This is a genomic window from Kitasatospora griseola, assembly GCF_044999035.1.
Lineage (GTDB): Bacteria > Actinomycetota > Actinomycetes > Streptomycetales > Streptomycetaceae > Kitasatospora > Kitasatospora griseola.
Genome location: NZ_CP173360.1, coordinates 5,068,840 through 5,082,626 on the forward strand (window position 1 = coordinate 5,068,840; position 13,787 = coordinate 5,082,626).

General features: G+C 74.4%; 11 protein-coding genes. 7 read left to right on the forward strand and 4 right to left on the reverse strand.

Annotated features, from left to right (window positions below):
- Positions 1-22: 22 nt before the first annotated feature.
- Positions 23-343, reverse strand: a complete 321-nt coding sequence (locus ACI1MP_RS23120; RefSeq protein WP_404870821.1) for a MerR family DNA-binding protein — start codon at positions 341-343, stop codon at positions 23-25.
- Between the two features lie 137 nt (positions 344-480).
- Here ACI1MP_RS23120 and ACI1MP_RS23125 point away from each other — a divergent pair, with 137 nt between their 5' ends.
- From ACI1MP_RS23125 to sucD, 6 genes are all read left to right on the forward strand, one after another.
- The gene (locus tag ACI1MP_RS23125) at positions 481-762 is read left to right on the forward strand and encodes a hypothetical protein (RefSeq protein WP_404869380.1); all 282 of its coding nucleotides are present in this window, start codon (positions 481-483) and stop codon (positions 760-762) included.
- Between the two features lie 110 nt (positions 763-872).
- The gene (locus ACI1MP_RS23130; protein WP_380334642.1) at positions 873-1,970 is read left to right on the forward strand and encodes an AAA family ATPase; all 1,098 of its coding nucleotides are present in this window, start codon (positions 873-875) and stop codon (positions 1,968-1,970) included.
- On the forward strand, positions 1,967-4,300 hold the full coding sequence (locus ACI1MP_RS23135; protein ID WP_404869381.1) for a DUF5682 family protein: 2,334 nt from the start codon (positions 1,967-1,969) through the stop codon (positions 4,298-4,300). Before ACI1MP_RS23130 ends, ACI1MP_RS23135 begins: the two co-directional genes overlap by 4 nt.
- A gap of 394 nt (positions 4,301-4,694) precedes the next feature.
- A complete protein-coding gene (locus ACI1MP_RS23140; RefSeq protein ID WP_404869382.1) occupies positions 4,695-5,828 on the forward strand; it encodes a VWA domain-containing protein in 1,134 nt (377 codons plus the stop codon).
- Positions 5,829-6,167: 339 nt separating this feature from the next.
- A complete protein-coding gene (gene sucC, locus ACI1MP_RS23145; protein ID WP_043914455.1) occupies positions 6,168-7,340 on the forward strand; it encodes an ADP-forming succinate--CoA ligase subunit beta in 1,173 nt (390 codons plus the stop codon).
- Positions 7,341-7,358: 18 nt separating this feature from the next.
- Entirely contained in the window at positions 7,359-8,249 is an 891-nt protein-coding gene (gene sucD / locus ACI1MP_RS23150; protein WP_043914454.1) for a succinate--CoA ligase subunit alpha, read from the forward strand.
- Positions 8,250-8,350: 101 nt separating this feature from the next.
- On the opposite strand, the gene ACI1MP_RS23155 is transcribed toward sucD, so the two are convergent.
- The gene (locus tag ACI1MP_RS23155) at positions 8,351-10,015 is read right to left on the reverse strand and encodes a LuxR C-terminal-related transcriptional regulator (protein WP_404869383.1); all 1,665 of its coding nucleotides are present in this window, start codon (positions 10,013-10,015) and stop codon (positions 8,351-8,353) included.
- A 117-nt stretch (positions 10,016-10,132) separates the two neighbouring features.
- Here ACI1MP_RS23155 and ACI1MP_RS23160 point away from each other — a divergent pair, with 117 nt between their 5' ends.
- Positions 10,133-11,401 carry a DUF6350 family protein gene (locus tag ACI1MP_RS23160; protein WP_380334652.1) on the forward strand — a complete coding sequence of 423 codons (1,269 nt, stop codon included), beginning with the start codon at positions 10,133-10,135 and terminating at the stop codon, positions 11,399-11,401.
- Between the two features lie 688 nt (positions 11,402-12,089).
- On the opposite strand, the gene ACI1MP_RS23165 is transcribed toward ACI1MP_RS23160, so the two are convergent.
- Positions 12,090-12,824 (reverse strand): hypothetical protein, encoded by a 735-nt coding sequence (locus ACI1MP_RS23165; protein WP_387994166.1) that lies wholly within the window; start codon positions 12,822-12,824, stop codon positions 12,090-12,092.
- Positions 12,821-13,729 carry an ABC transporter ATP-binding protein gene (locus ACI1MP_RS23170; protein WP_404869384.1) on the reverse strand — a complete coding sequence of 303 codons (909 nt, stop codon included), beginning with the start codon at positions 13,727-13,729 and terminating at the stop codon, positions 12,821-12,823. The genes ACI1MP_RS23165 and ACI1MP_RS23170 overlap by 4 nt, the downstream gene beginning before the upstream one ends.
- Positions 13,730-13,787: the final 58 nt, after the last annotated feature.

Here is a 13,787-nt window from a genome sequence, read left to right on the forward strand (position 1 = left end):
ACCACTGACAGTTGAGGGACGGTCAGGCCGGGGCCGGCGGACAGCCCGAGCCGACCCGCTCGACGAGATCCGCGCGCAGCGCCGCGAGCTCGGCGGTGCGGACGTCGATCAGGGCGATCTTCTCCCGCAGCAGCGCCGACAGCCGCTCGGCGGCGTCCGGTGCGCCGTCCGGTTCCGCGCCGGTGCGGGCGATCTCGGCGAGCGAGAAGCCGAGCGCCTGCGCGGTGCGGACGTACCGCAGCCAGGGCACCGCCTCCGGCGGGAAGTCGCGGTAGCCGTTCGGCGGCCGGCGGGCCGTCAGCAGTCCGGTGCGCTCGTGGAACCGGACGGCGTCGCGGCTCAGCCCGGCCCGCTCGGCGCTGGTACGACCTGGTCGTCACCGCCCCGTTCGCCACCCCCTGGACGTTCGGCCTCGCCCACCACGCACTGTCCGCCGCCGGACGGGTCCTCGGAGCGGGTGAACTCCCCCCGCCCGAACCGGTGCTGACCCTGTTCGCCAGCCTGATGGGCTCCCTGGTCGTGGTGTGGGCCCTCCTTCGCCTCCTCCGCCCCCTCCCGGTGCACGGCCGCTACGACAGCGCCGCCCGCCTCCTGTTCGCCGGCTGGCAGGCCTGGGCGCTGGCGCACGGCGCGACCGGCCTGCTGTGGGGCTTCCTGGCCGTCGAGGTGGCCTTCGGCGCGGCCCAGCTGTGGCCGCTCGTCGCCGACCGGACGGCTGCGGCACGGGGCCGGCGGAATTGTCGGTGGCGGGGTGCAGAGTAGGTCTCGCACGGGGCGAACGGGAGTTCATTCTCCCAGGTCAGCGCCGTGCCATTCCCTCTTCGCGCCATTTCTGCGCAGTGTTCTGACGTCCCGTGAGATCGGAGCAGTCGATGACCACCGAGACGACCAGCGAGGTCCTGCGGCAGCACGCCGAGGACGCGTTCGGCGAGGAGTTGGCCGCCCTTGCCCGGAATGACGACCGGGTGCGGCCGGAGCGTTGGCGGCTGTCGCCGTGGGCGGTCGCCACGTACCTGTTGGGCGGGGAGCTCGCCGACGGGACGGTGATCACGCCCAAGTACATCGGGCCGCGCCGGGTGATCGAGGTCGCCGTCACGACGCTGGCCACCGACCGGGCGCTGCTGCTGCTCGGTGTGCCCGGCACCGCCAAGACCTGGGTTTCCGAGCACCTGGCCGCCGCGATCTCGGGCGACTCCACGCTGCTCGTCCAGGGCACCGCGGGCACCCCGGAGGAGGCGGTCCGCTACGGGTGGAACTACGCGCAGCTGCTCGCCCACGGGCCCAGCGAGGACGCCCTGGTGCCGTCCCCGCTGATGCGGGCCATGCGGGACGGGCAGATCGCCCGCGTCGAGGAGCTCACCCGCATCCCCGCCGACGTGCAGGACAGCCTGATCACCATCCTGTCGGAGAAGACCCTGCCGGTGCCGGAACTCGGCACCGAGGTGCAGGCGGTGCGCGGCTTCAACGTGATCGCCACCGCCAACGACCGCGACCGCGGCGTCAACGAGCTCTCCTCCGCGCTGCGCCGCCGGTTCAACACCGTGGTGCTGCCGCTGCCCGCCACCCTCGACGAGGAGGTGGAGATCGTCACCCGCCGGGTCGGCCAGCTCGGCCGCTCCCTCGACCTGCCCGAACTGCCGGGCGGCGCCGAGGAGATCCGCCGGGTGGTCACCGTCTTCCGCGAGCTGCGGGCCGGCCTGACCGCCGACGGCCGCACCAAGGTGAAGACCCCCAGCGGCACGCTGTCCACCGCCGAGGCGATCTCGGTGGTCACCAACGGCCTCGCGCTGGCCACCCACTTCGGCGACGGCGTGCTGCGGGCCGGCGACGTCGCGGACGGCATCGTCGGCGCCGTGGTCCGCGACCCGGTCGCCGACCGGCAGGTGTGGCGCGAGTACGTGGAGGGCGTGGTCCGCGACCGCGACGGCTGGAAGGACTTCTACCGGGCCGCCCGGGAGGTCTCCGCGTGAGTGCCCAGGTGACGCTGCTCGGGGTGCGCCACCACGGCCCCGGCTCGGCCCGCGCGGTCGCCGCCGCGCTGGCCGCCCTGCAGCCCGACGCGGTGCTGATCGAGGGACCCCCGGAGGCCGACGACCTGACCGCGCTGGCCGCCGAGAAGGACATGGTCCCGCCGGTCGCCCTGCTCGCCCACGTCAGCGACGACCCGGCGCGGGCCGCGTTCTGGCCGTACGCCGAGTTCTCCCCCGAGTGGGTGGCGCTGCGGCACGCCGCGGACGCCGGGGTGCCGGTCCGGTTCATCGACCTGCCCGCCGGGCAGAGTCTCGCGCTCCCACCGCGCGGCGCCGATCCGGATGCGACATTCCCGGCCGACGGCGCGTCAGAAGAGGGGGAGCAGGCCCCGGGAGTGCCGGGGGGCACTTCCGGGCCCGCCCCCGTCGACCCGATCGCCGAACTCGCCGCCGCCGCCGGACATCCCGATCCGGAGGCCTGGTGGGAGGACGTGATCGAGCACCGCACCCCCGGCGCCGAGGCGCTCGAACCGTTCGCGGCCCTCGCCGAGGCGATGGCCGCGCTGCGCGAGCACCACCCCGTCGAGCGGCGCGACGAGATCCGCGAGGCCGCCATGCGGCAGCAGATCCGGGCCGCCCGCCGGGCCGGGCACCAGCGGATCGCCGTGGTCTGCGGCGCCTGGCACGTCCCCGCGCTGGCCGTCATGCCGACCGTCGCGCACGACCGGGCGCTGCTCGCCGAACTCCCCAAGAAGCTGAAGACCGAACTCACCTGGGTGCCGTGGACGCACCGGCGGCTGTCCCAGCACACCGGCTACGGCGCCGGCATCGACTCGCCCGGCTGGTACCACCACCTGTACACCACGCCCGAGCAGCCGATCGCCCGCTGGATGACCAAGGTCGCCGAGCTGCTGCGCGCCGAGGACCACCCGGTCTCCTCCGCGCACGTCATCGAGGCGATCCGGCTGGCCGACACCCTCGCCGCGATGCGCGGCCGCCCGCTGCCCGGCCTCACCGAGACCCTGGACGCGGTCCGCGCCGTCATGTGCGACGGCTCCGACCTGGCCCTCGCCCTGGTCCACGACCGGCTGGTGGTCGGCGACGCGCTCGGCGAGGTCCCCGAGGACGCGCCCGCGGTGCCGCTGCAGCGCGACCTGACGCGCCTTCAGCGCGCCCTGCGGCTCAAGCCCGAGGCGACCGGCCGCGAACTCGTCCTCGACCTGCGCAAGGACCTCGACGCCGAGCGCTCCCGTCTGCTGCACCGGCTGCGGCTGCTCGGCCTGCACTGGGGCCGGCCGGTCCGCGACAGCGTGCAGTCCACCGGCACCTTCCGGGAGACCTGGCAGCTCGTCTGGGAACCCGAGTACGCCGTCCGGCTGGTCGAGGCCGGCCAGTGGGGCACCACCGTGCTGGGCGCCGCCACCGGCAAGGCGGTCGCCGACGCGGCCGGCGCCGAGCTCACCGCGCTCACCGAACTCGCCGAGCACTGCCTGCTGGCCGCGCTCCCCGACGCCCTGCCCGAGGTGATGCGGCGGCTCGCCGACCGCGCCGCGCTCGACACCGACGCCGGACACCTCGCCACCGCACTGCCCGCCCTGGTCCGCACCCTGCGCTACGGCGACGTCCGCGCCACCGACACCAGCGCCCTCACCGCCGTCGCGCTCGGCCTCGCCGAACGGCTCTGCGTCGCCCTGCCCGCGGCCTGCACCGGCCTCGACGCGGACGGCGCGAGTGCCCGCCGCACCGAGATCGACGCCGTCCACCAGGCGATCGCCCTGCTCTCCGACACCGCCATCGGTGAACGGTGGGCCGGCACCCTCACCGCGCTCGCCGCCCGCGAACCGCACGGCGGACCGGCCACCGGCGTCCCCGGACTGCTCCGCGGCCGCGCCGTCCGACTGCTGCTCGACGACGGCCGGATCGACACCGCGGAGGCCGGCCGGCGGCTCGGCCTGGTCCTCTCGATCGCCTCCGGTCCGCTGGACGCCGCCGGCTGGGTCGAGGGCCTGGTCTCCGGCGGCGGCGCGATGCTCCTGCACGACCCGGCCCTGCTCGGCCTGCTCGACACCTGGCTGTGCGGCGTCCCCGCCGAGACCTTCACCGACCTGCTGCCGATCCTGCGCCGCACCTTCTCCTCCCTGGAGACGGGCGTCCGCCACACCATCGGCTCCCGGGTCGCCGCCGGACCGCTGAGCACCTCCGTGGTGGACAGCGGCCCCGACATCGAGCTGGACGCGGAGCGCGCGGACGCGACGACGCCCGTGCTGGCGCTGCTCCTGGGCGTGCAGCAAGCGGTCATCCCGCGCCAGGCGGACCGGCGCGCGACCTGACGTGTCGTGGGCGGGGGATGCGATCAGTGGTGGGCCCGCTGTGCCGGGCGGCCCGCAGGGCGCGGGTGCTGCAGTGCCCCGATCGTGCCCTCTGCTCCTTCCGCTCCGCGCAGTTCTCCCCAGCCCTGACGGGGCGTGCGATGTCGTAGGCGGGCGGCAGGATCGGTGGTGTTCCGGCTGCGCCGGGCGGCCCGCAGGGCGCGGTCGCCGCCCTGCCCCGATCGTGCCCTCCGTCCCTTCCGCTTGGCGCAGTTCTCCCCCAGCCCCGGCGGGCCGGGAGGTGCCCCCACGCGCCCCTGACGGGGCGCAGCTCGGGCGGCCTGCGGGGGTCCGGCCTGTTCCCTTGTTTCTTCCGCTTCGCGCAGCTTTCCCTGCGGGTGAGGAGTGAGTTCAGATGACTGTCCGTCAGGATGATGAGCGGATGCGGCGGTGGCGGCTCGTCCTGGGAGCCGAGGGGGACGGGACCGGGGTGCGGCTGTCGCGGCGGGATGCGGGGATGGACGGGGCGCTCGGGGCGCTGTACCGGGAGGACGGGAAGCGGTCGGCGGGGCTCGGGGGGTCCGCGCCGCAGGTGGCACGGTGGTTGGGGGACATCCGGGAGTACTTCCCGACCAGCGTGGTGCAGCTGATGCAGCAGGACGCGATCTCCCGGCTGGGGCTGGACCGGCTGCTGCTGGAGCCGGAGATGCTGGCCGCGGTGGAGCCGGACGTGCACCTGGTGGGGACGCTGCTGTCGTTGAAGCACGCGCTGCCGGAGACCACCCGGGAGTCGGCCCGCATGGTGGTCGGCAAGGTGGTCGCGGAGCTGGAGCGCCGGCTGGCCGACAAGACCCGTTCGACGCTGGGCGGGGCGCTGGACCGCAGCGCCAAGGTGAACCGGCCCAAGCACCGGGACATCGACTGGGACCGGACCATCCGGGCCAACCTGTCGAAGTACCTGCCGGAGTACCGGACGGTGGTGCCGGAGCGGCTGGTCGGCTACGCGCGGGCGCAGCGGGCGGTGAAGAAGGACGTGATCCTGTGCATCGACCAGTCGGGGTCGATGGCGCCGTCGGTGGTGCACTCGGCCGTGTTCGGCGCGGTGCTGGCGTCGATGCACAGCCTGGACACCCGGCTGGTGGTGTTCGACACCTCGGTGGTGGACCTGACCGAGCAGCTGAGCGACCCGGTGGACGTGCTGTTCGCGACCCAGTTGGGCGGCGGCACCGACATCAACCGGGCGTTGGCGTACTGCCAGTCGAAGATCACCCGCCCGTCGGAGACGATCGTGGTGCTGATCAGCGACCTGTACGAGGGCGGCATCCGGGACGAGATGCTGAAGCGGGTGGCGTCGATGAAGGCGTCGGGGGTGCAGTTCATCGCGCTGCTGGCGTTGTCCGACGAGGGCGCGCCGGCGTACGACCACGCGCACGCGCAGGCGCTGGCCGCGTTGGGGGCTCCGGCATTCGCCTGCACCCCGGACGCGTTCCCGGACATCATGGCGGCCGCGATCGAGAAGCGTCCGCTGCCGATGCCGAACCGGCAGTGACCGGTCAATGGCGGCTGACACCACCCGTCCGGGTGATCGTGTGGTGCGGTGGACCGTCGTGCGCCGCGGGGTCGCGGGAGGCCGTCGACACGCCGGACCAGGTCCGCTGTGACGGTTCTCACGAAGGTCGAGCCGGTCCCGGGCGAAACCTGCCCGCCGTCCGGGGATAACCTGCCATGCGGACGTGACGCGCGTGTTGATCCACGATGCGCCCGGCGCCTGGGTGGGCCGCAAGGCCGTACATCTGCGTACCCGCCCAGCGCCGACGACCCGCAGCGAAGATCCTGCCGTGGCACGCTCGTAGAGACACATTCCGCGACCACGAACAAGGACAAACACGTGGACCTGTTCGAGTACCAGGCGAGGGACCTCTTCGCCAAGCACGGTGTACCCGTGCTTGACGGCGATGTCATCGAGACCGCCGCAGACGCTGCCGCCATCGCGGAGCGCTTCGGCGGCCGAGCCGTCGTCAAGGCTCAGGTGAAGGTGGGTGGCCGAGGCAAGGCCGGTGGCGTGAAGCTCGCGTCCGACCCGCAGGACGCCGTGGCCAAGGCCGAGGCGATCCTCGGTATGGACATCAAGGGCCACACCGTCCACAAGGTGATGCTGGCGCAGACCGCGGACATCAAGGAGGAGTACTACGTCTCCTTCCTGCTCGACCGCACCAACCGCACCTTCCTGGCCATGGCCAGCGTCGAGGGCGGCGTGGAGATCGAGGTCGTGGCCGAGGAGAACCCGGACGCGCTCGCCAAGATCCCGGTGGACGCCAACGAGGGCGTGACCCCGGAGAAGGCCGCCGAGATCGTCGCCGCCGCGAAGTTCCCGGCCGAGATCGCCGACCAGGTCGCCGACGTCCTGCAGAAGCTCTGGGTCGTCTTCGTCAAGGAGGACGCCCTCCTGGTCGAGGTCAACCCGCTGATCAAGTCCGGCGACGGCAAGATCATCGCGCTGGACGGCAAGGTCTCCCTCGACGAGAACGCCGAGTTCCGCCAGCCGGAGCACGAGGCGCTCGAGGACAAGGCCGCCGCCAACCCGCTGGAGGCCGCGGCCAAGGCGAAGGGCCTGAACTACGTCAAGCTCGACGGCCAGGTCGGCATCATCGGCAACGGCGCGGGCCTCGTCATGAGCACCCTGGACGTCGTCGCGTACGCCGGTGAGAACCACGGCGGCGTGAAGCCGGCCAACTTCCTCGACATCGGCGGCGGCGCGTCCGCCGAGGTGATGGCGAACGGCCTGGAGATCATCCTGGGCGACACCGACGTCAAGTCGGTCTTCGTCAACGTCTTCGGCGGCATCACCGCGTGCGACGCGGTCGCCAACGGCATCGTGCAGGCCCTCGCGCTCCTGGAGAGCAAGGGCGAGGCCGTCACCAAGCCGCTGGTCGTCCGTCTGGACGGCAACAACGCCGAGCTGGGTCGTCAGATCCTGACCGACGCCAACCACCCGCTGGTGCAGCAGGTGGACACCATGGACGGCGCCGCCGACCGCGCCGCCGAGCTGGCCAACAAGTAAGGAAGGGGACTTAACACCATGGCTATCTTCCTTACCAAGGACAGCAAGGTCATCGTCCAGGGCATGACCGGCTCCGAGGGCATGAAGCACACCCGCCGCATGCTCGCCTCCGGCACCCAGATCGTCGGCGGCGTGAACCCGCGCAAGGCCGGCACCACCGTGGACGTGGACGGCACCGAGGTCCCGGTGTTCGGCACCGTGGTCGAGGCGATGGAGAAGACCGGTGCCGACGTCACCGTCATCTTCGTCCCGCCGGCGTTCACCAAGTCCGCCGTGGTCGAGGCGATCGACGCCGAGATCGGCCTCGCCGTGGTCATCACCGAGGGCGTTCCGGTGCACGACACCGCCGCGTTCTGGGCCCACGCCGGCGCCAAGGGCAACAAGACCCGCATCATCGGCCCGAACTGCCCCGGCCTGATCAGCCCCGGACAGTCCAACGCGGGCATCATCCCGGCCAACATCACCGGCCCGGGCAAGATCGGTCTGGTGTCGAAGTCCGGCACCCTGACCTACCAGCTCATGTACGAGCTGCGCGACCTCGGCTTCTCCTCCGCGGTGGGCATCGGCGGTGACCCGGTCATCGGCACCACTCACATCGACGCCCTCAAGGCGTTCCAGGAGGACCCGGAGACCGAGCTGATCGTGATGATCGGCGAGATCGGCGGCGACGCCGAGGAGCGTGCCGCGGCCTACATCGCCGAGCACGTCACCAAGCCGGTCGTCGGCTACGTCGCGGGCTTCACCGCGCCCGAGGGCAAGACCATGGGCCACGCCGGCGCCATCGTCTCCGGCTCCTCCGGCACCGCCCAGGCGAAGAAGGAGGCCCTGGAGGCCGCCGGTGTCAAGGTCGGCAAGACGCCGTCCGAGACCGCCCGCCTGGCCCGCGAGCTGATCGCCGCCGCCAAGTAAGGCGACACCGCTTCAGCGGCACCGCTTCGGCGACACCGCTTCGGCACGAAGGCGCCGTCCACCGAGAGGTGGGCGGCGCCTTCGGCGTTCGCCGGGCCGGATCAGACCCGGCCCGGGCGGCACCGGGTGAACGGGACGCAGTCCTTGGCCAGCGGCGGCGGCAGCGGGCGGTGCGCCGTCAGGGGGAGCAGCAGCGGGCGGTGCGCCGTGAACGGGCCGGGCGGCAGGGCGTCGGCGCTGCCCGGGTCGTCGGTGTCGTCGGGCCGGTCGTCGGACGGCTCCACCGACGGCAGCACCCGGGCCGGCGGGCCGACCAGGCGCGCCGGTACGCCCGGCGCCGGGCCGCACCACGGCGTGCGCAGGCCCGGGGCGCCGGCCGGTGCCGCCGGACCCGCGCTGCCGGAGCCCGCCGCCGTGCAGGCCGTCGCGTCCGGCAGGTCCGGACGCAGCAGATCGGCCGGTCCCACCCCGAGCAGGGTGGTCGCCACGGCGATGCCCACCGCCACCGTCAGCGCCGCCGCCGCGCCCGTCAGCAGGCCGGTGCGCAGCCGGCTGTCCGCGACCAGCAGGGCCGGGGAGGGCAGCCGGGGGCCCGGGCAGCCGTGCACCGCCGCGCTGTGCAGCAGTTCGCCGAGCCGCTCCACGAACTCCGGATCGTCCGGGTCGGGGCCGACCAGCGCCGGGACCTCCCGGGCCAGCGACGCCCGCGCCGAACGCACCCGGGCCTCCGCCGCAGCCGTGCTCGACTCCACCTCCAGCGCCAGCCGCTCCACCGACAGTCCCAGCGTGTCGTGCAGCACCAGCGCCCGGCGGCGCGGCCGGGACAGCCGCTGCAGGGCCTTCAGCAGCGCCCGGTCCCGGGGCGTCAGCCGGGTCGGCGGCTCCGGGACGACCGGCTCGGCGACCTTGATCCGACGCCGCGCCCGCAGCACCCGGGCCCGGCGCGGCCCGCCCCGGTGCCACGGCGACAGCGCCAGGTCGAACGCCTCCGACCGCACCCACCCCTCCGGGTCCGCCCCCGCCGACACCTCCTCCCAGCGCCGACCGGCCGCCCCCAGCGCGAGGTGCACGCAGTGCACGGCACGGTGCCGGTGGCCGGTCAGCAGGAAGGTCTGCTGCACCAGCCGGGTGTGCACCAGCGCGGCGAAGTCGGCGAACCCGGCGGGAGCGCCGACCGGGCCGTCGGGAGCCGGGCTCTGCCCCGCGGGCCCGGGCTTCGGGCGGCGGGCGGGGTCGGGCGCGGTCGTCGGCACCGGTGCGGGCGAATCCGCGACGGCGGGGGTGTCGGGCGTCGGCGTCGGCACCGGTGCGGGCGAATCCGCGACGGCGGGGGTGTCGGGCGTCGCGCTGACACCCGTCGTCGATCCGGGTGAACTTCCGGCGCGCCTGCGTTTCTGCCGTCGGGGCGAGTCGGGCGGGGGCGAACCGGGCGGGGGCGAGGCGTCGCCAGGGGCGTCCGTCACGGACTCGGCCCTGGGAACCGTCTCCGCCGCGGCCGGTGCCGCCGGGGCGGCGGTGAGGGCGGCGGCCTCCGCGAGGGTGCGGGCGCCGAGTTTGCGGGCGGCGCGGTTGAGGTGGGCGCGGGCGGCACCGGGGGAGACGCCGAGGTCGCGGGCCAGGGCGCGCAGGTCGTCGCCGGCGGCGAACCGGGCCAGCGCCTGGGCCTCGCGCGGGGACAGCCGGCGCACCAGGTGCGCGGCGTCCTTGCGAGTGCGGGGCGAGTCTCCGGTGGTGCGCCCGGGCCCGGCGGTCGAAGGTGAAGTCACCGCACTCCTCCGCTGCGAATCCGTCCCGTCGATAGGCACATGTACTGATAATCCGGGACACGGCGAAGGTTTGCGCGATGACACCCCGTAACGCGCGGCCTTGGCAGCATGTGGCCCATGACGCAGCTGATGGGCCGTCCGATCCTCGGCCTGCCGAGCGAACTCGACAGTCGTTCCCCCCTCGCCGATCTGCTCGCCGGAGTCCGCACCGCGCTGCTCACCCTGTCGGTGGTCGCCGTCCCGGTGTTCGGCCTGTGGGTGCTGGCCCCCTACGGCGACGACTCGGCGCAGGGTGCGGCCAGGACGGCGTTCGGACTCTGGCTGCTCGGCCACGGCGCACCGCTCGGCCGGGGCCCCGAGGCCGTGCCGGTGACAGTCACCCCGCTGCTGCTCACGATCGTCGTCTCGGTGCTGGTGGTCCGCGCCGGGCGACGAGTGGCCCGGCGCGCCCGGGGGCGCGGATTCGTCCGCTGGCGCTCCCCGCTGGCCATGTACGCCGGATATCAGCTGGTCGCAGCCGTCGCGGTCGCCCAGTGCGGCGACCCGGAGGCCGCGCTGCGCTCCCGACCGGTACTGGACCTGCTGGCCGTCGCGGCCCTGACAGCCGCCACGTTCGGTTACGGGCTCTGGGCCGGACTCGGCCGGCCCGGCGGGCTGCCGCGGCCGCCACTGCCCCCCGCGATCTGGCCGGCCGACGGCGCCGAGACCGCCGCGCTGCGAGCCCTGGCCGGGTGGGCGGCGGCGCTCACGGCCGGCGGCGGCGCGGTGTTCGCGACGGCGATGCTGCTCGGCTCGGCCGGACAGAGCGCGCAACGCCTCGGCGGCGACACCGCCGGGTGGCTCGGAATGCTGCTGGCCTGCCTGGCCCTCGTACCCAACGCACTGCTCTGGGCGGCGGGCTACGCGCTCGGCCCCGGCTTCACCGTCGGCGCCGGCAGCCACGCCGGACCGTTCGGCACCCGGCTCGGCGCCGTCCCCGACTTCCCGCTGCTCGCCGTCCTGCCCGACCGCCGCGGCCCGGACTGGCACCTGCTGGCCTGCGCGGTCCCCGCCGCCGCCGCGATCGTCGCCGCGCTGCTGCTGGGCCGCGCCGCCACCCGCTGGAGCGCACCGCAGACCGCCGGCGTCGCCACCGTCACGGCCCTCGCGGCCGCTCCGCTCGGACTCCTGGCCGGCTGGTCCTGCGGAGGCGCGCTCGGCGCCCGACGCATGGCCGAACTCGGCCCGGTGCCCTGGCAGTTCGGCCTGTCCCAGAGCGCCTGGCTGCTGGCCGTCTCCCTCCCGGCCACCCTGCTCGCCCGCTGGTGCCACACCTACGGCGGACCCGGCCCGGCGGTACGCGCCCGCGCCGGCGCCTACCGGCTGGTGCGCCGCCTGGCGCCATAGCTCCCCGCCCGCCCACCCACCCGTGACCCCGCCGCCGACATGGACCCCGGCCATTCCGCTGCGCGGGGCTGGGAGTGGGAGAGGGGCTGTCCGCTGCGCGGGGCTGGGAGTGGGAGAGGGGCTGTCCGCTGCGCGGGGCTGGGCTGGGCTGGGGCTGGGGATGGGAGAGGGGTGGGGCAGTTCGCTGTGCGGGGCTGGGGTGGGAGGGGAGTGGGTGGACCCCGGACACTCCGCTGCGCGGGGTCCGGCGGAGTGAGTGAAACCCTGGGTAGTTCGCTGCGCAGGGCTCGGTGGGACAGGAGTGGGCGAAGCCTGGGCAGGCCGCCGGGCCGGCATGGAGGCAGGAGAGGAACGGGCGCAGCCGGGGCGTTCCGCTGCATGGGGGCTGGTGTGGGAGGGGGTGGGTAGCCCCTGGAGCATCCCGCTGTGCGGGCCCCTCACCCGCGCAGCGGAATGCCCCGGCTGCGCCTACTCGCGTCCTGCCGAGCCCCGTGCAGCGGGCAGTCACGCGTCCGCCCATTCCTGTCCTGCCGAGCTCCGCGCAGCGGACAGTCCCTCGACCGCCCATTCCTGTCCTGCCGAGCTCCGTGCAGCGGGCAGTCACGCCTCCGCCCACTCGCGTCCTGCCGAGCTCCGCGCAGCGGGATGGCGGTGGGGTCACGGGTGGGTGGGTGGGTGGGCGCAGGGGTCAGGCGTCGTGGCGGCGCAGGGCGTATTGGCCCGCCGCCGCGGCGATCGCCGTCCACAGGGTCATCAGCAGCAGTCCGGTGCCGTGGCCGTAGTGGACGTCGGGGGCGTCGTGGAGGCGGGTCGCGTAGAGGCCGGCGCGGTCGGGGAGGAATTGGGCGATCTCGCGGACGCCGGGGATCGCGGTCAGGGCGGTGGTGCCGAGGAAGATCAGGGGGGAGAGCAGGCCGAGTGCGGCGGTCTGGTTGCGCAGCACGGTGGTCAGTGCGAGGCACAGGACCAGGAGGAGTGGGTGGTAGAGCACTCCGGCGGCGAGTGCCCGCCAGGTGCCGGGGGCGGTCAGGTCGAGGCCCACGGTGGCGGCGGTGGCGGCGAGTTGGCCGGCCACGGTGAGGAGCCCGACGGCGAGGCCGAGGGCTGCGCCGAGCAGGAGCTTGCCGCGGTAGAAGCGGGTCCGGTCGGGGACGGCGGCCAGTGAGCCGGCGAGGGTGCCGGAGGCGTACTCCTGGCCGATCAGCAGGATGCCCAGGCAGACCACCGCGACCTGGCCGAAGTTGAGGCCGAAGTAGAGGCCTTCCATGGGGTCCTCGGTGAGGGAGGTGTCGGTGCGGCCGTAGGTGAACTGGACGGCGGCGGTGATGCCGGCGCTCAGTGCGACGGCCACCAGGGGGGTCGTCCACAGCGAGCGCAGGGTGGTGAACTTCGTCCATTCGGCGCGCAGCGGGTAGGTGCTCATGCCGTCACCGCCCGGTACTCGACGGTGTCCGCGGTCATCCGCATGAAGGCTTCCTCCAGTGAGTCGTGGGTGACGGACAGTTCGACCAGCGCGACCCGGCGGGACGCGGCCAGTGCGCCGAGCTCGCCCGGGTCGGCGTCCGGCACGTCGTAGCCGCCGTCGCCGAGCGGCACCGCCGCGGGGTGGGTCTCGGCGAGCAGGGCGGCCAGCGCGGCGGGGTCGACGGCCCGGACCCGGGTCCGGCGGCGGCCGTGCTCGGTGAGGAACGCGGCGGTGGAGGTGTCGGCGAGCAGTCGGCCCCGGCCGATCACCACCAGGTGGTCGGCGGTCTGCGCCATCTCCGCCATCAGGTGCGAGGAGACCAGGACCGCGCGGCCCTCGTCGGCGAGTCGGCGCAGCAGGGTCCGGATCCACCGGATGCCTTCGGCGTCCAGGCCGTTGACCGGTTCGTCCAGCAGCAGTGCGGCCGGGTCGCCGAGCAGTGCGGCGGCGATGCCCAGGCGTTGGCGCATGCCGAGCGAGAAGGTGCGGATCCGGCGGTGGGCGGCGTCGGTGAGGCCGACCAGGGCGAGCACCTCGTCGATCCGGCGGGCGGGCAGGTGGTGCGAGGCGGCGATCCAGCGCAGGTGGCCGGTGGCGGTGCGGCCGCCGTGCACGGCCTGGGCGTCGAGCAGGGCGCCGACCCGGCGCAGCGGTTCGGTGAGCCGCTGGTAGGGCAGGCCGTCGATCAGGGCTTCGCCGGCGGTGGGTCGGTCCAGGCCGAGCACCGTCCGCAGGGTGGTGGACTTGCCCGCGCCGTTCGGCCCGAGGAAGCCGGTGACCCGGCCCGCCGCCACCCGGAAGCTGAGGCCGTCCACGGCGCGGCGCTCCCCGTACGCCTTGGTCAGGTCGCGAATCTCGATCACGGTGGGTGCTCCTCCCTCGGGTCCTTCGTGACACCCAGTCAATCGGCGGGCGGGGCGC

Coding starts and splice junctions, on each gene's coding strand:
- ACI1MP_RS23140 (WP_404869382.1), top strand. CDS start 4,695: ATGACTGTCCGTCAGGATGATGAGCGGATGCGGCGGTGGCGGCTCGTC.
- ACI1MP_RS23160 (WP_380334652.1), top strand. CDS start 10,133: ATGACGCAGCTGATGGGCCGTCCGATCCTCGGCCTGCCGAGCGAACTC.
- sucD (WP_043914454.1), top strand. CDS start 7,359: ATGGCTATCTTCCTTACCAAGGACAGCAAGGTCATCGTCCAGGGCATG.
- ACI1MP_RS23165 (WP_387994166.1), bottom strand. CDS start 12,824: ATGAGCACCTACCCGCTGCGCGCCGAATGGACGAAGTTCACCACCCTG.
- ACI1MP_RS23130 (WP_380334642.1), top strand. CDS start 873: ATGACCACCGAGACGACCAGCGAGGTCCTGCGGCAGCACGCCGAGGAC.